Origin of the sequence: Aeromonas sp. 19NY04SH05-1, assembly GCF_040581895.1 — a bacterium.
Lineage (GTDB): Bacteria > Pseudomonadota > Gammaproteobacteria > Enterobacterales > Aeromonadaceae > Aeromonas > Aeromonas enteropelogenes.
Genome location: NZ_CP095328.1, coordinates 1,322,849 through 1,343,002, shown reverse-complemented (window position 1 = coordinate 1,343,002; position 20,154 = coordinate 1,322,849). Strand labels below are relative to the sequence as shown.

Genomic DNA, 20,154 nt, shown 5'->3' with positions numbered 1-20,154 from the left:
ACCATCAACAAAAATTGAGATCACATAGTGGCAGATTATATAAACAAAAACATCCTTAGCCAGGCTTATATTCATGTTGAGCCGAGAGGAATGGAAACCGATGAACAGTTAGAGTCATTCAAGGAAAGTTTAAGAATGTTTTCCTTGACTCGTACTGAGTTCTTTTTATCTGAAGGTCTTGAGATCAATGTTGAGTTTGAAGATGGTTCAATAAAAGCTCGTGTGACTGTAATTGGCACACTAATGCTTCTACTTCAAGGTATTAGTTCTTATAAAGACTTCAGAGAGGGCCTTCAACTTCTGTACTATGATGCAAAATGGCTATCGGATGCCATCATATCGGAATCTTTATATCAAACTAAGGCAAAACATCATGATGTAATCAGAGTGGAGGCTAGAACTGGAATCATTGGCTCCATTCATAAAGTTTTTAATAAGTTGGAAAGCATTAAACGTGGAGCAAAAGGAGCTATGCTCGCCACTGATATTGGCGATAAAATTGATGATGCGCAAAATGAAATATTAAAGTTAATGGATAATATCTGTGATTTAGCTGATAAGGATTTAGTCGCAAAAGAATGTATTGCTTTGGTTAAGGAGCTACCAGAAACACCTGTACCACCCAAAGATAAAGAAAATAAAATTTATGCTATAGATGAGTACAGACGCAAAAAAGCAACTCTAATCGGCGCAATAGAAATCCATCTAATGGCTGATGAGTAAAATCAAATTATCTATAACGCAGATGTGCGGTGATACCTAATTTGACCATAAATCTTGATAGCCCGTAGGTTCGAATAGCGAAACGTATTCGGACATTCGCGTCATCACCTCAACTTTCCAGCATCCAGATATCTGTTCCAGAAAAGAGCGCTCATAGATGAAACGTATTCTGATTATTGGCAACTCGGGATCGGGCAAGAGCTGGTTGGCAGCTCGATTGGCTGAGGGGTTAACTATCCGCGAGGTCAATCTCGATACCATCGTCTGGCAGCCGGGCGGCTTTAACCAAAAACGGCCCCAGCATGAGATTGATCATGCCATTCAAACACTTGCTCAAGAGCCATCATGGGTGGTCGAAGGGGTATTTGGTGCCCTGGCCGAGCAACTGCTTGATGCCGCCGATACCCTGCTTTTTCTGGATCTCGACTGGTCTGTATGCCGTGGTTCACTGCTATCGCGAGGGTCACAAAGCGCCAGGCAACGGGATGCAGTGACAGCGGAAAAGAACTTTCAACAACTGCTGGTGTGGGCATCGGAATATGGGCAGCGAGCCGGCAAAAGCTCCCGCCAATTCCATCGCGAGCTGTTTGATCGATTCCCAAACGACAAGCACCGTTTCACGACTCGCACAGAGGTAAATAGCTACCTCACGCAACTGATCACTCATAGCTAACGGGGTAGCCTGTAGGTTCGAATAGCGGAGCGTATGCGGACGTTCGCGTTATCGACTCTATCTTTTCAGCCATCCCCTCTCTTGCTACCACACTCCCTGCCCAAACAGGCGGTGCAATTCACTTTGTTCATTGCAACCTACGGTGCGTCTATGGCTGTGGTTTTTCTTGCCCGTTGTGGTGAGCTCTCTGGCACCGATGGTGCAACTCATTTATCCAGCTTGTTCTGCTCACGCCTCCCCTGCGCCCCCTCTCGCTTCCCGCCAGCGGGGCCATTTCTGTGCGTTGGCTCACATCCCACCGCCGTTTTTTACCTCACAAATTTATAGAAAGAGCGCTCCCATCCACTGCGTAAAAACTCACCGCATGGCCAAGACGCTGAACCTCGAATAATCACAACCAATTGATTTTAATCATAAATAAAAATATGAGCGATTCAATCCGCCCCCGTTTCAGCCGCTATTCAGCTTTGCGATCAGGGTCACACTCAAGGTGATAGCGCATAAAAATCCAGTGATTCGCACATTTGTCCGATAGGGTGACTTCTCTCCCGGCGCGATAATAGTCGGGTTAATTTTGTCTGCATGTCCCGGGCGGTAGCCTAGGAAAAGATGCCAACAGGCTCCGGCCAGGAGCAGGGAGAACGCCATGATCACCACCCTTATCAATGAGCAGCTGATCGCGCTCGATTTAAAGGCCACGCGCAAGGAGGAGGTCTTCCACGAGATGGCCGCCCTGCTGGCGGCGCAAGGCAAGGTCAGCGACCAGCAGGCCTTTATCAAGGACCTGTGGGCCCGGGAAGAGCTGGACAACACCGGCTTTGAAGAGGGCGTTGCCCTGCCCCACGCCAAGAGTGCGGCGGTAAGCACCCCGGCAGTCGCCATCGGCATCAGCCGAGCCGGTATCGAGTACGGCGCCGAGGATGGCAAGCCGTCCAAGCTGTTCTTCATGATTGCCTCCCCGGCTGGCGGCGCCAATCACCATATCGAGGTGCTGGCCGAGCTCTCCGCCAAGCTGATTGAAGAGGGCTTTATCGATGCCCTGCTGGCGGCCAAGACGCCAACCGATGCGCTGGCCCTGCTGCTTGAGAAAAAAGAGGAGCAAGCCGTCACTACGACCACCAGCAAGGGGTTGATCATTGGCGTCACCGGCTGCCCGGCCGGTATCGCCCACACCTATCTGGCGGCGGAATCCCTGGAGCGCGCCGCCCGTGAACTCGGTTACGAAGTAAAGGTGGAGACCAACGGCTCCATCGGCGTCAAAAACAGCCCGACCGCGGACGAAATCGCCCGCGCCAGCGCCATCGTGGTGGCCTGCGACAAGCAGGTGGACATGGCCCGCTTCAATGGCAAACCGCTCATCAAGACCGGCGTCAAGGCGCCCATCAAGGATGGCAAGGGGCTGATCGAGCAGGCCCTGAAGGCCCCCGCCTTTGTTGCGGACAAGGATGAGCGCAAGAGTGAGGAGAAGAGCACCGGCGGCAGTTCGGATCTCTATCGCTATCTGATGAACGGCGTCTCCCACATGATCCCGTTTGTGGTCACGGGGGGCCTGCTGATTGCCCTATCGCTCGCCATCGGCGGCAACCCGACCCCAAGCGGCATGCAGATCCCGGAAGGGAGCATGTGGAACCAGATCCTCAACGTGGGCGTGGCCGCCTTTACCCTGATGATCCCCATCCTGGCGGGCTATATCGCCTATGCCATCGGTGACCGTCCGGCGCTGGCGCCGGGCTTTATCGGCGGCTGGATCGCCAACAACGGCAGCTTCTACGGCGCCGACGCCGGCACCGGTTTTATCGGCGCCATCATAGCGGGCCTCCTGGTCGGTTATCTGGTGCGCTGGATTGCCACCCGCCAGTACCACAAGATGGTGCAGCCGCTGGTGCCGATCCTGATCGCCCCCATCGTCGGGTCGCTCTTTATCGCCGCCGTCTTTATCTTCATCATCGGCGCCCCCATCGCCGACATGATGACGGGTCTGAACGCCATGCTGCTCTCCATGAGCGGTGGCAGCCTGGTACTGCTGGGGATTGTGCTCGGTGGCATGGCCGGCTTTGACATGGGTGGCCCGGTCAACAAGGTAGCCTTCCTGTTCTCGGTGGGCATGATCGCCTCCGGACAGACCCAGTTCATGGGTGCCATGGCCTGCGCCATCCCGGTCGCCCCCCTTGGCATGTCGCTGGCCACCGTACTCGGTCGCAAGCTCGGCATCTTCGATGCCTCTGAAATCGAAGCGGGCAAGGCCGCCGGTGCCATGGGTCTGGTGGGGATCTCCGAGGGCGCCATCCCGTTTGCCGCCCGCGACCCCCTCGCCGTCATTCCGGCCAACGTACTGGGTAGCATGACCGCCGCCGTGATGGCCTTCCTGTTTGGCATCACCAACAGCGTCGCTCACGGTGGCCCGATCGTGGCCCTGCTGGGTGCAGTCAACAAGCCGCTGCTGGCCCTGCTCTGCATGATCTGTGGCGCCATCGTCACCGGCGTGGTGGCGGTTGCCCTGAAAAAACTGCGCATGAAGAAGAGCGACGAGGCCATGCTCGCCAAAGCGGCCTGAGCGCTCCCCCGTCAGTGACCGTCAGTCATAACAAGAGGCCACCCCACGGGGTGGCCTCTTTTCATTGATCACTTTCTTCATCACGCCATCAGTGCGATTGGCATACTCCTGCACCCTGCCAATGTCCGCCACCATGGCTATGCGCAGGCATCCGTTTCCGCTTTGCCAATCGTCCCCCGATTTTGAGTCAACCCAGCATCACTCCTAGGCTCAGCAGGGCCATCACCATCAGGGTGAGGAATCCCAGCAATGGGCCGATAAAGCGCAGCCAGTCCCCGTAGGCTACCCGGCCGATGGCCAGACCGCCCATCACCACGCCCGAGGTGGGGGTGACCAGGTTGGGCAGGCCCGAGGCGGACTGGAAGGCGGTCACCACCAGATCCCGCCCTACCCCGGCAAAGTCGGCCAGCGGCGCCAGCACCGGCATGGAGAGCACCGCCAGCCCCGATGAGGAGGGCACCACCAGGCAGAGCACCGCCTCGACCCAGTAGATGGCGTTGATAAAGGCCACCTTGGGCAGGTCCGCCAGCAGCCCCTCGGCATAATTGAGAATGGTGTGAGTGATATTGCCGCTATCCATCACCACCACCAGACCGCGGGCGATGGCGATGATGAGGGCCACCCCCAGCAGATCCCGCGCGCCGCCCACGAAGCTCTCGGTGAGCTCCACCTCGCTGAGGCGACCCACCAGGCCGGCCACCACGCTCGAGGCGAGGAACAGGGCCGAGAGCTCGGCCATCCACCAGCCCCCCACCGAGACCCCCCAGATCATCACGGCGAAGGTGACGGCGAAGATAGAGAGCACCGCCTGACGGATGGGGGTTAGCTCGGGCGCCTGCTCCTGACGGGAGTGGAGGAAGTGGGCCAGGTTCTCTTCCCGCTGACGGGCGACGATGGAGCGGGAGGGATCCTGCTTGACCCGCTCGGCATAGCGCATCACATAGATGACGCAGGCGAGCCAGCCCAGCAGCAGGATGGCCAGTCGCAGCCAGACCCCCTCCATAAAGTTGATCTCGGCGGCGTTGGAGGCGATGACGGTGGCGAAGGGGTTGATGGTCGACCCCAGACAGCCGATCCCCGCCCCTATCATGATGATGGCGACCCCCACTATGCTGTCGTAGCCGGCGGCAATCATCACCGGGATGAGCAGGGCGTAGAAGGGGATGGTCTCCTCGGCCATGCCATAGACGGTGCCTCCCAGGGCAAACAGCCCCATCAGAATGGGGATCATCCACTTCTCACGCCCCGCCAGGCGCCCCATGGTGGCGCTGATCCCGGCGTCGATGGCGCCGGTGCGGGTCACCACGGCGAGAAAGCCGCCGATCACCAGCACGAAGAGGGCCACGTCCACCGCCCGGGCGGCGTAGTCGGCGGGATCATAGAAGCCCTGGATGGGGGCCATGATCACCTCGAGGGGCCCCTGGGGATTGGCCTCGACGGGGGCGTAGGAGCCCACCACGGGGACCATGCGCCCCAGGGTTTCGTTCTTCTCCATCCGGTACTGGCCGGCCGGGATCACCCAGGTAAGGGTGGCCATCAGCACGGTGAGCAGCATCAGGATGGTATAGGCAGAGGGAAACTTGAATCGGGTCATCGTCTTGCTCCTTCGCGGGGGGCCGGGCCCCCCGCCATGCTCAGGCCACCTTGGCCATGATCTCGTTCACCGTCATCCCCTCCAGCCCCATCTTCTCGAGAGTGCGGCCGGCGCGGAAGTAGTCGGTATCGTTATAGGCCCCGTCGATGCGTAGGCAAGACTCCACCAGCTGGGTGCTGACCCCGGTCAGCTGGCCCAGCTCGTAGCAGGGCACCAGCAGGTAGGCGGCATCTTCGGTGATGTAGCGGCTCGCCGAGGAGTCGGGGGCGCTGTTGAGCTTGCCGTGGGTCTCGGAGGTGCGGTTCACCTCATAGACGCTCTCGCACTCCATCTCATAGAGGGCGTTCATCGCCTCAAGCTCGGGCATAAGCTTAAGTCCCAGCGCCTGCCCCACCGCCAGACGCTCCTGTTCCATGGCTGCCGCGGCGCGGGCGGTGGCCGGTGAGCAGCAATCCTTGTAGTAGTTGAACTCGCCACCAAAGTTCTCGAGCAGCCCCATGTTGAGGGTGGTCAGCAGGGGGTGGCCGCCGAAGTTGATGTTTTCGAGCCCTGCGCTGATGACGTTGGGCAGCGCGGTGAGGGGCAGGGGCATCAGCGGCTGCAGCCGGGCGATCGCCTCGTCGGTGCGACTTGCCGGCAGGGCGGCGAGGGGCAAGAAGCGCTTCATGCCGAGGATGGCGAGCTCGGCCGGGCCGACGATGCGGGTCGCCCAGGGGATGGAGATGGCATCGACGAAGGTGAGATCGAGATGACCATACCCCTCCTCCTCCTGAATGCGTTTGAGCACCAAAGAGCCATAGTTGCCCGGCATCAGCAGGATCAGCTGACCGTCGCGCAAGTAAGGGAGCATCTGACGAAACAGGGGCTCCTGGGCAAAGGAGGGAACCGGCAGGATCAGGATATCCGCGTAATCCACCGCCTCCTCCACCCGGCGGGTGAGGCGCTCGACGGGCTGAAAACTGGCGTAGGTCAGGGCGACTCCGTTATGCTCCGCCAGGGCCCGGATGCCGCCGGCGGCGGCAATCTCGTCTAGGGGGCCATCAAACCCCTCGGATCCAAACAGGCAGACACTCGCCCCTTGCAGGGTCAGGTGGTAGGCCGCCGTCAGCCCGGCGTTGCCCGAGCCGAAGATCGATACTCGCATGTGTGCACTCCTCCTCATGGGTGATGGCCCAGAGTAGGAGCGCAGGATCGCCCCCCTCCAATGACGAAGGCGGTGGGCACCATGCAAAAAGCGCATGGTGACCGGGAGGCGCGATACAACCAACTGAAAAACAAGAATAAAAACGTTTGCGCACTGAGTCTGGCCAGAGCGGCTAACTGTGATCCGGCGCATCCCCCAGCTCGCGGATGGCCCCGATATGGAGCAAGATCCCCAGCTCGTCGGCCAGCAGCCAGAAGCGCTCAACAAACTGCTCGGCGTGGCGATGGATGGGCCTCATCCCCGGATAGAGGATGTCGAACTCAAACGGCAGGGAGAAGCGCAAGGGGCGCATAACCAGGCTCGACTGCTCGCAGGCCAGGGTGGCGGTGAAGGGGTCGGTCACCGCCATCCCCACCCCCTCGCACACCAGGGCCGCGGCCGTGCTGGCGAGCGACACCTCCAGCTGCTGGCGGGTAGTGAGCCCATAGCGATGCAGCAGGGCATCGAGCCGGCGCTGCTGGGGATCCTTTTCGTGGCGGATGAGGGGCTGATCCGCCAGATCGGCCACATCCAGTGCCGTCAGCGCCGCCTGGGGGGAGCTCGCCGGCAGCAGGCAGACGCTCTCGCAACTCACCCGCTGGGCCTGCACCCCGGGCCAGCTCCCCTCCACGAAGGCGATCCCGATGTCGGTGGTCTGGCTCTGGATGCGGCGCCGCACCTCCTCGGAGCGGTAGGTTTTAAGCCCCACTTTGAGCCCCTCGCTACCGCGCAGGAAGCCCGCCACCACCCGGGGCAAGAAGGCGTTGGAGAGCAGCGGCATGGCGGCGATGTTGAGGGAGCCAAAGTGGCGGGTGCGAATGGCGTCGGCCGCGTGATCCAGCCCGGCCACCGCCTCGAACACCCGGGCCACCTCCAGATAGAAGGCCTGCCCCTCGTCGCTGAGCTCGAGGCGATTCTTCTTGCGCACAAAGAGGGTGAAGCCGAGGCGCCCCTCGAGGGCGCTCAGCAGTCGGCTAACGGCGGGCTGGCTCAGGTTGAGGCGCTCGGCGGCGGCGGTCACCGTCTGACACTCGACGATGGCACGAAAGGCATTGAGTTGTGAAAGCTTCATGGCTGCCTCAGGAATGGCAAAGAGTGAGCACCCTATCAAAAGGGGAAAAATGACACCATGTTGGTCAACCCGTTTTGAGCGCAACCCCACTATCCGGATCCGATCACGACGGTGCCAAGCCTGGCCGGCGCTTTGCTGTGCTGATGCGTCACTGCGGCAACGGTCGCCATGACACACTCAATGTCGTTACTGGCAAGAGTCGGGGCTTCCCTCGATGGTGCCGGCCATCCTTCCCCTTGCAATACGAGTCCCGCCGCAGCCCTTCTCGTCGCCAAAAAGGGAGACCTGCGCCGCAGTCCCTGTGATACGTCTCACGCTTTGCCCAGGAAAACGGGAAAACTAGGAAAATTTCCTACCCCTGCTAGGGATAGCTCTCAAGCCATTTATTTCCCCCCTGACTAGAGTCAGCTCACCTGATGTCGTGACCCGCACAGCGCGTGGCGAAAGCCCCGCCGATCCCGTGCCGGGCCCGGGTTCATATGGACAAAGCTGCGGCCGAGCGCCGCGTTTGCCATCCCCCTTTCATGACGTGACCTCTTCCAACGCTTGAACAACGACCAATAAACAGGCGGGAGGCACGGCGGAAATAGCGTCTATCTCGCAGAGGATGAACGAAGATGTTGAAACTGCTCCAACAGGTCCGGGTGCCCACCCTGGATCTGCCGGTCGAAGCCCGGCGCAAACTCTGGTTCAAGCCGTTTATGCAATCCTATCTGGTTGTATTCATCGGCTATCTGACCATGTATCTGATCCGCAAGAACTTCAACATTGCGCAGAACGACATGATCCAGACCTACGGTCTCTCCATGACCGAGCTTGGCATGATCGGCCTCGGCTTCTCCATCACCTACGGCGTGGGCAAGACCATCCTCTCCTACTATGCCGACGGCAAGAACACCAAGCAGTTCCTGCCGCTGATGCTGATCCTCTCCGCCCTGTGCATGCTGGGCTTCAGTGCCAGCATGGGTGGCACGGGTTTTAGCCTCTACCTGATGATCTTCTTCTACGCCCTGAGCGGCTTCTTCCAGAGCTGTGGCGGCTCCTGCAGCTACTCCACCATCACCAAGTGGACCCCCCGCAACAAGCGCGGCACCTATCTGGGCATGTGGAACCTCTCCCACAACGTGGGCGGCGCCGGTGCGGCCGGTGTGGCGCTGTTCGGTGCCAACTACCTGTTCGATGGCAACGTGCTCGGCATGTTCATCTTCCCCTCCATCATTGCGCTGATCGTCGGCTTTATCGGCCTGCGCTTTGGTAGCGATTCACCGGAAGCCTACGGCCTTGGCAAGGTGGAAGAGCTGTTTGACGAAGCGGCGAGCGAAGAGGACGTCGCCACCGAAGAGCAGAAGCTGACCAAGTGGCAGATCTTCGTCAAGTACGTGCTGATGAACAAGGTGATCTGGCTGCTCTGCTTTGCCAACATCTTCCTCTACGTGGTGCGCATCGGTATCGACCAGTGGTCCACCGTCTATGCCCACCAGGAGCTCGGCTTCTCTAAGGACGTCGCCATCCAGGGCTTTACCTTCTTCGAAGTGGGCGCTCTGGTCGGCACCCTGATGTGGGGTTACCTCTCCGATCTGGCAAACGGTCGTCGTGGTCTGGTGGCCTGCGTGGCGCTGGCACTCATCATCGCCACCCTGGGTCTCTACCAGCACGCCACCACCCAGTTCATGTTCCTGGGCTCCCTGTTCCTGCTGGGCTTCCTGGTGTTTGGTCCGCAACTGCTGATCGGCGTGGCCGCCGTGGGCTTCGTACCCAAGCAGGGGATCAGCGTGGCCGATGGCGTCAAGGGCACCTTCGCCTACCTCATCGGTGACAGCTTCGCCAAACTGGGTCTGGGCATGATTGCTGACGGCACCCCCATCTTCGGCCTGACCGGCTGGAGCGGCACCTTCGCCGCGCTCGACATTGCCGCAGCCGCCTGTCTGGTGCTGATGGCCTGCGTGGCCATCGCGGAAGAGCGCAAGATCCGCCGCCTCAAGCGCGAGCTGAAAGCCGCCGAGCTGGCGACCCAGTCCGCCTAAGGGACAAAGTTCCTACTCCATACACGCTCTTGTGTCCATCCGGCCCGTCCAGTTGACGGGCCGGTTTTTTATCAGTCTTTGCCATCATCAAATGACCCCGCCCCTGCACACTACGTGTACAGACACAAGGTCAGGTCCCACTCCAGATCCCATTTTCAGCCCCCGCCTTTGGCAAGGGTCCGGAGTTGGCGCTATCTTGTGGCACCCTTTTGCCAACAAAACAGAGAGCTGATGAAGATCGTCGCCGTCACCGCCTGTCCCACCGGCATCGCCCACACCTACATGGCCGCCGAGGCCCTGCAAAAAGCCGCTACCGCCCTTGGTCTCAAGATCAAGGTCGAGACTCAGGGAGCCATGGGGATGGAGAATATGTTGACCGCCCGGGACATCGCCGCCGCCGAACTGGTGCTGATCGCCTCGGACATCGAGATCGAGCAAAAAGAGCGCTTTCTCGGCTGTCGCACCCATCAGGTGCGCCTCGAGACCGTGTTGCTCAATGCCCAAGCCGTGCTCAGGGGGCTGCCGCTGCAGGCCTGATGCTGACCCGCGAGATCACCTTCTACTGCCATCATGGCATGAGCATCACCCAGGCCAAGCAACTGAGTCGGCTGGCGGGGATGTTCAAATCCTGCATTCGCGGCGCCAATCTCACCCGCCGCCAAACCGTGACAGTGAGCAACCAGCTCTCCCTGCTCACCCTGGCCATCCAGCCCGGGGATCTCTGCCAGTTGCAGATAGAGGGGAACGACGCCGAGCTGGCCCACATGGCCTTTACCTGCTGGTGCGGCGAGCTGGGCCAGCCACTGGTGCGCCCGGCAACCGCCGCCATGGCCGAGCAGCGCCTGGCCGACGCCCTGCCCGACTATTGCTTTACTCTGGCCCAGCTTGGCCATAGCCAGACAGGGCTGGACAAGCCCCAAGCCCTCTCGCAGCTTATCGATCTGCTACCTGCGCAGCTGGTCACCGACAGCGCCGGGCTGGCCGACGAGCTGACCGCCCGCGAACAGATCGCCGCCACCATCATACGCCCGGGGCTGGCCATGCCCCATGTGCTGAGCGCAAGGGTGACCCGGCCCGCGCTGGCCCTGCTTGCCAGCAAGGCCCCCATCGAGTGGGGCTCTAGAATAGGGCCGGTGCAGACCCTCATCCTGCTGGCGATCCCCGCCGGTAGCCCGCGCGAGACCCTGCGTCCCCTCACCCGGCTGGCCCGCGCCATGCTGGACGACGTCATCGCCAGCGCCCTGCTCAGGGCAAGTTCACCCCCTGCCCGCCAGGCCATCGTCGTCGAGAGCCTGCTCGGCTGAAAAGCGCCCCCGTTCATCTCGCCGACAAGCCCCTGTGATACACTCGCTGCCATTGTTCGTTTGACGTGTGTATCCGATGAAATCTGCCCGCTCCCGCCTCTCCCTCTCTGCGCGCCCACCTCGTGACAAGGGGCCCCGAGTCTCCTCCGCGCCTCGCAAGCCACAGGTGGCCCCGGCCGATCGCAAGCTACTGCTGCTGAACAAGCCCTACATGGTGCTCTGCCAGTTCACCGACGAGGCCGGGCGGGAAACTCTCAAGGATTACATCAAAGAGCCCGGCATCTATGCCGCAGGCCGGCTCGACCGCGACAGCGAGGGCCTCTTGCTGCTCACCAACGACGGCAAGCTGCAGGCACGCCTCACCCAGCCGGGGGAGAAGACCCCCAAGACCTACTGGGTCCAGGTGGAAGGAGTGCCGAGCGAAGCGGCACTGAAGGCCCTGCGCGCCGGTGTGGAGCTTAACGACGGCATGACCCTGCCCGCCGGGGCGCGCATCATGGATGAACCCGACGTGTGGCCACGCAATCCGCCCATTCGCGAGCGCAAGGAGATCCCCACCTGCTGGCTCGAGATCAAGATCATCGAGGGGCGCAACCGCCAGGTGCGACGCATGACCGCCCATATCGGCCACCCCACCTTGCGTCTTATCCGCTACGCCATTGGCGACTGGACCCTCGATGATCTGGCGCCCGGCGAGAGCCGCAGCCTGCCGGCGCCGGAACTGGCTCCCCTTAACCCACCGCCCCGTCGCAGCGGCCAGACCGGCCAACCGCATAGCCCCCGGGCGGCACGCCCCGCAGGCAGCAAACCACGGGGGCAAACTCAAACCACAAACCCGGTCCCTGCCGGCAACAAGCCCCGCAGCGGTGGCCGGGGCAGCGGTGGCCGGGGCAGCGGTGACCGGGGCAGCGCGCGCCGACCGGCCCGCGGCGGCCAATCCTGAATGAATCAACGAGACAAGGAGTCCCTATGAGCGATCATCCACCGCTGCCCACCCGCCTCACCGTCGCCGCCCTGGTGCACTGGCAGGGCCGTTTTCTGGTGGTCGAAGAGGAGATAAGGGGTCAGCGCCGCTTCAACCAGCCTGCCGGCCATGTGGAGCCGGGGGAAAACCTGCTTGAAGCGGCCTGCCGCGAGCTGAAGGAAGAGACCGGGCTCATCGCCAGTCCCACCGCCTGGCTGGGGACCTATCTCTACAAGCCGGCGGACAGCGAGGCCACCTATGTGCGCATCGCCATGGTGTTCGACCTTGAAAAAGCCCCGGGGCAGCACCATCCAGAGGATCCCGACGGCGACGTGCTGGCCTGCCACTGGTTGACACTAGAGGAGCTTGGCGAGTGCAAATCCTCTTTGCGCAGCCCCCTGGTGTGGCAGTGCATCCAGGATTATCTGGCGGGCACCCGCTTGCCCCTCTCTGCGCTCAAGGCCTTTATCTGAGGCCATTTGACGCCGATTTTCGCCCCGTGGGGCAATGAAGAGAAAAACGATTTCCTGCCGTCGGGTTCCTGATGGGAACGGCGGCATGGAGATGTGACCGGGGGCGCAAAACTCTGGTAGAATACGCCCCGTTTAAACGAACTGGTAACTTCGACTAATGACAGACAACAGCCAAATCAAGGTGATCGTCGGCATGTCCGGCGGCGTGGATTCTTCCGTCTCGGCCTACCTGCTCCAGCAGCAGGGCTATCAGGTCGAAGGCTTGTTCATGAAGAACTGGGAAGAAGACGACACGGACGAGTACTGCTCTGCCGCCCAGGATTTGGCTGATGCCAAGGCCGTCTGCGACAAGCTGGGGATCAAACTCCACACCATCAACTTCGCCGCCGAGTACTGGGACAACGTGTTCGAGCACTTCCTGGAAGAGTACAAGGCAGGGCGCACGCCGAACCCCGATATCCTGTGCAACAAGGAGATCAAGTTCAAAGCGTTCCTCGAGTTTGCCGCCGAAGAGCTGGGTGCCACCTACATCGCCACTGGCCACTATGTGCGCCGTGACGACAGCACCGGCCGTCCGCGCCTGCTGCGCGGTCTCGACACCAACAAGGATCAGAGCTACTTCCTCTACACCCTGAGTGAAAAGCAGGTGGGCCAAAGCCTGTTCCCGGTCGGCGATCTGGAGAAGCCAGAGGTGCGCCGCATCGCCGAGCAGCTCGACCTGATTACCGCCAAGAAGAAGGACTCCACCGGCATCTGCTTTATCGGCGAGCGTAAGTTCAAGGACTTCCTGGCCAAGTTCCTGCCTGCCCAGCCCGGTGACATTGAGACCGTGGATGGCAAGGTGATCGGCACCCACCAGGGGCTGATGTACCACACCCTGGGCCAGCGCAAGGGGCTCGGCATCGGTGGCCGCAAGGATGCCACCGAAGAGGCCTGGTACGTGGTGGATAAAGAAGTGGAGCGCAACGTGCTGGTGGTCGCCCAGGGCGAACATCCCCGTCTCTACTCCGACGGCCTCATCGCGAGCCAATTGCACTGGGTGGATCGCACTCCCATTCGCGAGCCGCGCCGCTGCACCGTCAAGACCCGTTACCGCCAGCAGGATATCCCCTGCCTGATCCAGCCCATCGACGACGAGACCATCCGGGTGATCTTCGACGAGAAGCAGGCAGCGGTCACCCCGGGCCAATCCGCCGTCTTCTACGACGGGGAAGTGTGCCTGGGCGGCGGCATTATCGAACAGCGTTTCAGCCATCCGGTCTAAGGGATGAGACTGCCGTTTCGGGGCAAAGCCTGGCGCCAGCGCCCCGAAACCCGTCATCCGGTTGAACAGCACAAATAGAAGGCAGCATACGTGAGCGACAAATTCCAAGACAGAACCATGGCCTTTGCCGGCATCTGCCAGGCCGCCTATCTGGTACAGAAGGTGGCCCGTGACGGTACCTGCGACGAGGCCTCCCTGCGCGAGAGCCTGCAAAGCATCCTGGTTACCGATCCCAAGCAGCCGCTGGACGTGTTCGGCAATCACCTGGCCATTCGCGACGGCTACCGCGCCCTGGTCGACCAGCTGGGCGCCGACGGCAGCCAGAAGAACGCCGAGCTGACCCGCTACGTGGTGAGTCTGATTGCGCTGGAGCGCAAGCTGGCCAAGCGCAAGGACATTCTCAACATGCTGGGCGAGCGGATCAGCCAGATTGGCCGTCAGCAACAGCATTTCGATCTGCTCGACGAGCAGATCCTGGCCAACATGGCGAGCATCTACAGCGATCTTATCAGCCCCATCGGGCCGCGCATCCAGGTAGCGGGCACCCCGCTGTTCCTGCAACAGCCGCTGGTGCAGCACAAGGTGCGCGCCCTGCTGCTGGCCGGTATTCGCGCCGTGGTGCTGTGGCGCCAGCTGGGCGGCAGCCGCACCCAGATCATCTTCGCCCGCAAGAAGATGGTCGAACTGGCCAAACGTTACTAATCATCGCTCGCGCCCGGGCAGAGAGGTCGACATCAAGGTGAACAGCCGCACATCAGCCTTGATAACCACTGCAAGCGCGCGAGTGGATTCGAATCCCCCACACACATCAGGAGTTCACCACATGGAGCTGTCAGCGCTGACTGCTGTTTCCCCGATTGACGGTCGTTATGGCGACAAGGCCGATGCCCTGCGTCCCATCTTCTCCGAATTCGGCCTGCTGCGTTTTCGCGTCGAAGTCGAAGTGCGCTGGTTGCAGAAACTGGCCAGCCACGCCGGGATCCCGGAAGTCCCTGCCCTGAGCGCGGCCGCCAGTGCCCTGCTCGACGGTATTGTCAGCAACTTCAACGAAGCCGACGCCGCACGCATCAAACAGATCGAGCGCACCACCAACCATGATGTGAAAGCGGTGGAGTACTTCCTGAAAGAGAAGGTGGAAGTGAATCCCGAGCTCGCCGCCGTCAGCGAGTTCATCCACTTCGCCTGCACCTCCGAAGACATCAACAACAACTCCCACGGCCTGATGCTGAAGACCGCTCGGGAAGAGGTGATCAAGCCCTACTGCGAGAAGCTGATTGCCGAGATCAAGCGTCTGGCCCATGAGTATCGCGACATGCCGCTGCTATCGCGCACCCACGGTCAGCCGGCCACCCCGAGCACCATGGGCAAGGAGATGGCCAACGTCGCCTACCGTCTGGAGCGCCAGCTCAAGCAGATCATGGCTGTCGAGATCCTCGGCAAGATCAACGGCGCCGTGGGCAACTACAACGCCCACCTCTCCGCCTACCCGGATGTGGACTGGCACCAGTTCTCCGAGGAGTTCGTCACCTCTCTGGGCCTGACCTGGAACCCCTACACCACCCAGATCGAGCCGCACGACTACATCGCCGAGCTGTTCGACGCCATGGCGCGCTTCAACACCATCCTGATCGACTTCGATCGCGATGTGTGGGGCTATATCTCCCTGGGCCACTTCAAGCAGCGTACCATCGCCGGCGAAATCGGTTCCTCCACCATGCCGCACAAGGTCAACCCCATCGACTTCGAAAACTCCGAAGGCAACTTAGGATTGGCCAACGCCGTGTTCCAGCACCTGGCAAGCAAACTGCCCATCTCCCGCTGGCAGCGTGATCTGACCGACTCGACCGTGCTGCGCAATCTGGGAGTGGCGGTGGGCTATTCGCTTATCGCCTATCAGGCGACCCTGAAGGGCATCTCCAAGCTGGAAGCCAACGCGGACGCCATGGCTGCCGATCTGGACGCCAACTGGGAAGTGCTGGCCGAACCGATCCAGACCGTGATGCGCCGCTACGGCATCGAGAAGCCCTATGAGAAGCTCAAAGAGCTGACCCGTGGCCGCCGCGTGGACGCCGAAGGCATGCGTACCTTTATCGACACCCTGGAACTGCCCGAGGACGTGAAGGTCGAGCTGAAAAAGCTCACTCCGGCCAACTATATCGGTGACGCCCAGCGTCTGGTCGATCTGCTGAAATAAGCGGATAACCAACGAACAGGGGCCCTGTGCATACTCTGTCACAGGGCCCCTGTTATTTTCGACCCGGGTCACTATCTTCGACCTGTGTCACTATGTTCAACGACGCAGCCATGCTCAACTACGTAGCTGTGTTCAACTACGTAGTTATGTTCAACCGAGTGGCCTTGCCCAAGCCCGTCTTGGGCAAGCCCTCTCTCACAAGATACGAGAAGCACCATGTACCAACTCAATCTGGATATCGCTCACTTCCTTGAGCACTACTGGCAGAAGCGCCCGCTCCTTATCAAGGGCGGTTTCAAAGACTTTCAGGATCCCATCAGCCCGGACGAGCTGGCGGGTCTGGCCATGGAAGAGGTGATTGAATCGCGCCTCGTCACCCGCTTCAACAACAAGTGGGAGGCAGCCCACGGCCCCTTCGAATCCTACGATCACCTGGGTGAGGAGAACTGGACCATTCTGGTGCAGGCCTGCAACCACTGGGCACCCGAGGTCAACGAGCTGGCACTGCCGTTCCAGTTCATCCCGGGCTGGCGCTTTGACGATGTGATGGTGAGCTTCTCCACCCCCCATGGCGGTGTCGGCCCCCATATCGACAACTACGACGTCTTCATCACCCAGGGTCAGGGCAAGCGCCACTGGCGCGTCGGCGATGCCACACCGCGCAATGAGTTCGCCGCCCATGCCGCCCTGCTGCACTGCGAGCCGTTCGAGGCGATCATCGACGTCATCATGGAGCCGGGCGATATCCTCTACATTCCGCCCGGATTCCCCCACGAGGGCTACGCCATCGAGCCCTCCCTGAACTTCTCGGTGGGCTTCCGTGCACCGGACGCCAAGGCGCTTATCTCCTCCTTCGCCGACCATCTGATCGACAACGACCTGCGTACCGAGCGCTACGGTGATCCTGACCTCAAGCCCCGCGCCCGCCACGGCGAAATTCAGCCCCACGAGCTGCACCGCCTGCGCGAGCTGATGCAACAGGCCCTCGATGACGAGGCCCTGCTCAAGGAGTGGTTCGGTACCATGATCTCCGAGGCCAAGCACGATCTGGACGTCAATCCGGTGGAGCCGGACTACAGCGCCGACGAGGTGGCCGATCTGCTGACCCAGGGCGAGCCCGCCATCAAGGTGCCGGGGCTGCGCTCTGTCTGGTTCAGCGGCGAGAGCCAGACCTGCTATATCGACGGCGAAGCCTGGACCCTGCCAAGCGAGGATGCTGCGGCCATCTCGCTCTTGTGCGACAAGGACATGGTCACCCAAGCCGACATGGTGGAACTTGCCGATCAGGCCGGCTTCCTGCAGCTGCTGACCCGTCTGGTCAACCGCGGTTACTGGTTCTTCAACTGATCCTTCGCTGTGACAAAAGGCGCCTTCGGGCGCCTTTTTTATCTCTGTTGCCACCGACTTCACATCATCTACTGCCAACCAGGTCGACCCAGCGGCACTTTTCACTTCTTGCCTGATCCACAACCGGCTTTCGAAGCTGAACCCACTCTTGACGGCGCACCTGATGATGCTTTTTTGATCAGGCAAAAATCCGTATCATGCGGTCATTGCTCAAGCAGACAGGTTTAGAAGAGAGGTATCCCATGCAGATCAGCACTCGTCCCATGCCGTTGCCCGGTTATGACAACGCCTATCCCAAGCTGACCCCGGAGCAGATCAGCCAGGGCCGCGACAAGGCGCTGGACAAGAAAGATGAGTATGTGGCGAAGCAGGAGGAGAAGGAGACTACCCGCCGCACTCTGGCCGTCTCCTATACCGAGCAGCAGCAGGACAAAGCCGCGGTGGATCATTATATGCAAGCCAGCGGCCAAGAGAGCAACGGGCAGAGCGCCCCGACTGCCGCCGATATCTACCGGATGGAAGCGCGCCACCAGCAGCAACAGCAGCTCGGCGACTACCTGCAGTTCAGGCAGAGCCCCCTCGGCCAGCAGATGGGAGAGATGGTCGGTCAGGGCGACAAGCGGGGCAACCTGCTCGACATCATGGCCTGATCCCCATCAATGCAGATGAAAAAAGCCCTCATCGAGGGCTTTTTGCTATTCACACGCTTCCTGGTGTTCTTCCGCCACTTCATCAGGCAGTTCATCAAACAGGGGGTGATAGAGCACTTCCCCGGCAACGCCCGCAAGGCCCCCCGGTTGCAGCTCCATCGCCATGAAGCAGTCGGCGGGCACCTCGTAGATGCAGTGCAGGCCAAACTCGCTGGCCGGACGAAACCCGAAGCGGCTGTAATAGGCGGGATCGCCGAGCACCACCACCGCCTTCCAGTCCATCTCCAGCGCCGTATCCAGTCCTTCGCGGATCAGATCCGAACCTATGCCCTGCCCCTGCCAGTCGGGATGTACCGCCACCGGAGCCAGCCCGAGCCAGGGACCTTCCTCACCCGCAATGGTGATCGGGCTCAGCATCAGGTGCCCCATGAACTCGTACTCCTCCTCCTCGACCATGGTCACCACGGCGGCGCCGCATTCGCGCAGACGGTTGACCAGCTCGGCCTCATCGCAACGGCCAAAGGCGGCGCTCACCAGCTCATAGACCGGCAACATGTCGCCAGGGCGCTCGGTTCTCAACATACAGCGTTACTCCTCGTACAGCGGAGCGGCCATTATTCCACACAAGTGGCGAGCGGCCTGAGCGCCTTTATCCAGAAATGGGAGTGTGCACTCAGGAAAACGATTGACATACCTCTGACGAGGGAGAGCAAGTGAACGCGGATCGACCCGTGGCCAAGCTCTTCCACACAAAGGGATGAGATGGAAATGACGGGCGCCCCCTGGGTGCGCCCGATGGTTTGGTCGACTCGCCTTACTCTGCCTGACAGGCAGCTGGCAGGCTCAGATGGCGGGGATGTGACTCGATACGGTCGATCCAGGCGCGAATGGCCGGCCACCCCTGCAGAGAGAAAATCCCCTCCTCCGCCACATGGGTGTAGGCGTAGAGAGCGATATCGGCGATGGTCGGCGCCTCGCCGCACAGATAGGGGCTTTGCTTAAGCTGCTGCTCCATCACCGCCAGTGCCTTCTCACCGCCAGCCTTGAGGCCATCGAGTCGCGCCTCCTGGGATTCCGGTCGGCCCAGATAGTGGACGATGAAACGGGCGACCGCGATATAGGGCTCATGACTGTACTGCTCGAAGAACATCCACTTGAGCACTTCCGCCTGCTGGCGAGGATCCGATGGCCAGAGCGCGGAGCCCTGCGCCAGATAAAAGAGAATGGCATTGGACTCGGCCAGCGCATCCCCCTCACCGATGGCCAGCACCGGGATCTTGCCGTTGGGGTTGAGCGCCAGAAACTCGGGAGTTCGGGTATCCCCCGCCTGAATATCCACATTGACCCAGGTCAGGGGCAACTCGAGCCAGCGGGCCAGCAGCCATGCCTTGTAGCAGTTGCCGGATCGCAAATCACCATACAGACGCATACACACTCCTTGTGAAACGGGGGTTGAAACCAGGTTGAATAATCAGGGTGCCAGACGCTCGATATGCCAGCCATCCCCCTCGCGGGTGTAGTAGAAACGATCGTGCAGGCGATGCTCGCCCCCCTGCCAGAATTCGACCGTGTCGATCACCACCCGGTAGCCGCCCCAGAAACTCGGCAGGGGCACTTCACCGCTGGCAAATTTTTGCTTGAGCTCGAGAAACTTGGCTTCCAGCACGCCGCGTGCCGAGATGCGGGTCGACTGCTTGGAGACCCAGGCGGCTATCTGGCTGTCCTTGGGACGGCTGTGGAAATACTTCATCACCTCAAGGGTGCCAAGCTTCTCCACCCGGCCAGTCACGTGCACCTGCCTGTCCAGGGGATGCCAGGGGAAGAGCAGGCTGATGCGGGGGTTGCCTTCCAGCTGATGTGCCTTGCGACTGCCCATGTTGGTGTAGAACACCATCCCCTGGGTATCGTAGTGCTTGAGCAGTACGGTACGCTGCCAGGGCTGGCCATCGGCATCCACGGTAGCCACCACCATGGCGGTCGGATCCGTCAATCTGGCCTCGCAGGCCTGAGCCAGCCACTTCTCGAACAACGCCAGTGGTTCGGCCGGCAGATCGGCCCGGTGCAATCCGCCCCGGGTATATTCGCGGCGCAGATCAGCCACATCCATCATCTTGATTTTCCTTCTTTACTTGCCG

19 protein-coding genes are annotated in these 20,154 nt (G+C 60.8%); 13 read left to right on the top strand and 6 right to left on the bottom strand.

All coding sequences use genetic code 11. The annotated features are described in order from the left end of the window. Positions 1-27 precede the first annotated feature (27 nt). The 3 genes from MRK42_RS06385 (at position 28) to MRK42_RS06375 (ending at position 3,950) form a co-directional block, all read left to right on the top strand. Positions 28-723: a hypothetical protein gene (locus tag MRK42_RS06385; RefSeq protein WP_338611967.1), complete on the top strand. Its 696-nt coding sequence runs from the start codon at positions 28-30 to the stop codon at positions 721-723. 157 nt (positions 724-880) lie between these two features. Beyond that, positions 881-1,396, top strand: a complete 516-nt coding sequence (locus MRK42_RS06380) for an AAA family ATPase (protein WP_338611966.1) — start codon at positions 881-883, stop codon at positions 1,394-1,396. 646 nt (positions 1,397-2,042) lie between these two features. Then, complete coding sequence (locus MRK42_RS06375; protein ID WP_338611965.1) at positions 2,043-3,950, top strand: fructose-specific PTS transporter subunit EIIC; 1,908 nt, start codon at positions 2,043-2,045, stop codon at positions 3,948-3,950. Positions 3,951-4,137: 187 nt separating this feature from the next. On the opposite strand, the gene MRK42_RS06370 is transcribed toward MRK42_RS06375, so the two are convergent. The 3 genes from MRK42_RS06370 to MRK42_RS06360 form a co-directional block, all read right to left on the bottom strand. Next, the gene (locus MRK42_RS06370) at positions 4,138-5,544 is read right to left on the bottom strand and encodes a YfcC family protein (protein WP_338611964.1); all 1,407 of its coding nucleotides are present in this window, start codon (positions 5,542-5,544) and stop codon (positions 4,138-4,140) included. Positions 5,545-5,584: 40 nt separating this feature from the next. Further along, on the bottom strand, positions 5,585-6,688 hold the full coding sequence (locus MRK42_RS06365) for an NAD/NADP octopine/nopaline dehydrogenase family protein (RefSeq protein ID WP_338611963.1): 1,104 nt from the start codon (positions 6,686-6,688) through the stop codon (positions 5,585-5,587). 172 nt (positions 6,689-6,860) lie between these two features. Then, positions 6,861-7,799: a LysR substrate-binding domain-containing protein gene (locus tag MRK42_RS06360; protein WP_338611962.1), complete on the bottom strand. Its 939-nt coding sequence runs from the start codon at positions 7,797-7,799 to the stop codon at positions 6,861-6,863. Between the two features lie 617 nt (positions 7,800-8,416). Between MRK42_RS06360 and uhpT the strand changes: the two genes are divergently transcribed. The 10 genes from uhpT (at position 8,417) to MRK42_RS06310 (ending at position 18,019) form a co-directional block, all read left to right on the top strand. After that, on the top strand, positions 8,417-9,823 hold the full coding sequence (gene uhpT, locus MRK42_RS06355) for a hexose-6-phosphate:phosphate antiporter (RefSeq protein WP_042024852.1): 1,407 nt from the start codon (positions 8,417-8,419) through the stop codon (positions 9,821-9,823). Positions 9,824-10,054: 231 nt separating this feature from the next. After that, entirely contained in the window at positions 10,055-10,360 is a 306-nt protein-coding gene (locus tag MRK42_RS06350; RefSeq protein ID WP_216992775.1) for a PTS fructose transporter subunit IIB, read from the top strand. Next, positions 10,360-11,127, top strand: coding sequence for a PTS sugar transporter subunit IIA (locus tag MRK42_RS06345; protein WP_338611961.1), 768 nt, complete (start codon positions 10,360-10,362; stop codon positions 11,125-11,127). Before MRK42_RS06350 ends, MRK42_RS06345 begins: the two co-directional genes overlap by 1 nt. A gap of 76 nt (positions 11,128-11,203) precedes the next feature. Next, positions 11,204-12,070, top strand: coding sequence for a 23S rRNA pseudouridine(2457) synthase RluE (gene rluE / locus MRK42_RS06340; protein WP_338611960.1), 867 nt, complete (start codon positions 11,204-11,206; stop codon positions 12,068-12,070). Positions 12,071-12,096: 26 nt separating this feature from the next. Continuing rightward, a complete protein-coding gene (locus tag MRK42_RS06335) occupies positions 12,097-12,564 on the top strand; it encodes an NUDIX hydrolase (protein ID WP_042024848.1) in 468 nt (155 codons plus the stop codon). 157 nt (positions 12,565-12,721) lie between these two features. After that, complete coding sequence (gene mnmA, locus MRK42_RS06330; RefSeq protein ID WP_026455795.1) at positions 12,722-13,828, top strand: tRNA 2-thiouridine(34) synthase MnmA; 1,107 nt, start codon at positions 12,722-12,724, stop codon at positions 13,826-13,828. Positions 13,829-13,918: 90 nt separating this feature from the next. After that, complete coding sequence (gene hflD / locus MRK42_RS06325) at positions 13,919-14,530, top strand: high frequency lysogenization protein HflD (protein ID WP_026455796.1); 612 nt, start codon at positions 13,919-13,921, stop codon at positions 14,528-14,530. Between the two features lie 121 nt (positions 14,531-14,651). Beyond that, complete coding sequence (gene purB, locus MRK42_RS06320) at positions 14,652-16,022, top strand: adenylosuccinate lyase (protein ID WP_338611959.1); 1,371 nt, start codon at positions 14,652-14,654, stop codon at positions 16,020-16,022. 216 nt (positions 16,023-16,238) lie between these two features. Beyond that, positions 16,239-17,369, top strand: a complete 1,131-nt coding sequence (locus MRK42_RS06315; RefSeq protein ID WP_338611958.1) for a cupin domain-containing protein — start codon at positions 16,239-16,241, stop codon at positions 17,367-17,369. Positions 17,370-17,611: 242 nt separating this feature from the next. After that, complete coding sequence (locus MRK42_RS06310; RefSeq protein WP_338611957.1) at positions 17,612-18,019, top strand: hypothetical protein; 408 nt, start codon at positions 17,612-17,614, stop codon at positions 18,017-18,019. Positions 18,020-18,064: 45 nt separating this feature from the next. Here the strand turns inward: MRK42_RS06310 and MRK42_RS06305 are convergent, their stop codons facing one another. The 3 genes from MRK42_RS06305 to pdxH all read right to left on the bottom strand — a co-directional run bounded on the left by MRK42_RS06305 (position 18,065) and on the right by pdxH (position 20,129). Next, a complete protein-coding gene (locus MRK42_RS06305; protein ID WP_026455800.1) occupies positions 18,065-18,601 on the bottom strand; it encodes an N-acetyltransferase in 537 nt (178 codons plus the stop codon). 232 nt (positions 18,602-18,833) lie between these two features. After that, entirely contained in the window at positions 18,834-19,448 is a 615-nt protein-coding gene (locus MRK42_RS06300; protein WP_338611956.1) for a glutathione S-transferase family protein, read from the bottom strand. A 42-nt stretch (positions 19,449-19,490) separates the two neighbouring features. Next, on the bottom strand, positions 19,491-20,129 hold the full coding sequence (gene pdxH / locus MRK42_RS06295) for a pyridoxamine 5'-phosphate oxidase (protein ID WP_338611955.1): 639 nt from the start codon (positions 20,127-20,129) through the stop codon (positions 19,491-19,493). Positions 20,130-20,154: the final 25 nt, after the last annotated feature.

Excerpts from the sequence above, each read along its gene's own strand:
- MRK42_RS06380 (WP_338611966.1), top strand. The coding sequence starts at position 881 with ATGAAACGTATTCTGATTATTGGCAACTCGGGATCGGGCAAGAGCTGG.
- MRK42_RS06375 (WP_338611965.1), top strand. The coding sequence starts at position 2,043 with ATGATCACCACCCTTATCAATGAGCAGCTGATCGCGCTCGATTTAAAG.
- MRK42_RS06370 (WP_338611964.1), bottom strand. The coding sequence starts at position 5,544 with ATGACCCGATTCAAGTTTCCCTCTGCCTATACCATCCTGATGCTGCTC.
- MRK42_RS06365 (WP_338611963.1), bottom strand. The coding sequence starts at position 6,688 with ATGCGAGTATCGATCTTCGGCTCGGGCAACGCCGGGCTGACGGCGGCC.
- MRK42_RS06360 (WP_338611962.1), bottom strand. The coding sequence starts at position 7,799 with ATGAAGCTTTCACAACTCAATGCCTTTCGTGCCATCGTCGAGTGTCAG.
- uhpT (WP_042024852.1), top strand. The coding sequence starts at position 8,417 with ATGTTGAAACTGCTCCAACAGGTCCGGGTGCCCACCCTGGATCTGCCG.
- MRK42_RS06350 (WP_216992775.1), top strand. The coding sequence starts at position 10,055 with ATGAAGATCGTCGCCGTCACCGCCTGTCCCACCGGCATCGCCCACACC.
- MRK42_RS06345 (WP_338611961.1), top strand. The coding sequence starts at position 10,360 with ATGCTGACCCGCGAGATCACCTTCTACTGCCATCATGGCATGAGCATC.
- rluE (WP_338611960.1), top strand. The coding sequence starts at position 11,204 with ATGAAATCTGCCCGCTCCCGCCTCTCCCTCTCTGCGCGCCCACCTCGT.
- MRK42_RS06335 (WP_042024848.1), top strand. The coding sequence starts at position 12,097 with ATGAGCGATCATCCACCGCTGCCCACCCGCCTCACCGTCGCCGCCCTG.
- mnmA (WP_026455795.1), top strand. The coding sequence starts at position 12,722 with ATGACAGACAACAGCCAAATCAAGGTGATCGTCGGCATGTCCGGCGGC.
- purB (WP_338611959.1), top strand. The coding sequence starts at position 14,652 with ATGGAGCTGTCAGCGCTGACTGCTGTTTCCCCGATTGACGGTCGTTAT.
- MRK42_RS06315 (WP_338611958.1), top strand. The coding sequence starts at position 16,239 with ATGTACCAACTCAATCTGGATATCGCTCACTTCCTTGAGCACTACTGG.
- MRK42_RS06310 (WP_338611957.1), top strand. The coding sequence starts at position 17,612 with ATGCAGATCAGCACTCGTCCCATGCCGTTGCCCGGTTATGACAACGCC.
- MRK42_RS06305 (WP_026455800.1), bottom strand. The coding sequence starts at position 18,601 with ATGTTGAGAACCGAGCGCCCTGGCGACATGTTGCCGGTCTATGAGCTG.
- MRK42_RS06300 (WP_338611956.1), bottom strand. The coding sequence starts at position 19,448 with ATGCGTCTGTATGGTGATTTGCGATCCGGCAACTGCTACAAGGCATGG.
- pdxH (WP_338611955.1), bottom strand. The coding sequence starts at position 20,129 with ATGATGGATGTGGCTGATCTGCGCCGCGAATATACCCGGGGCGGATTG.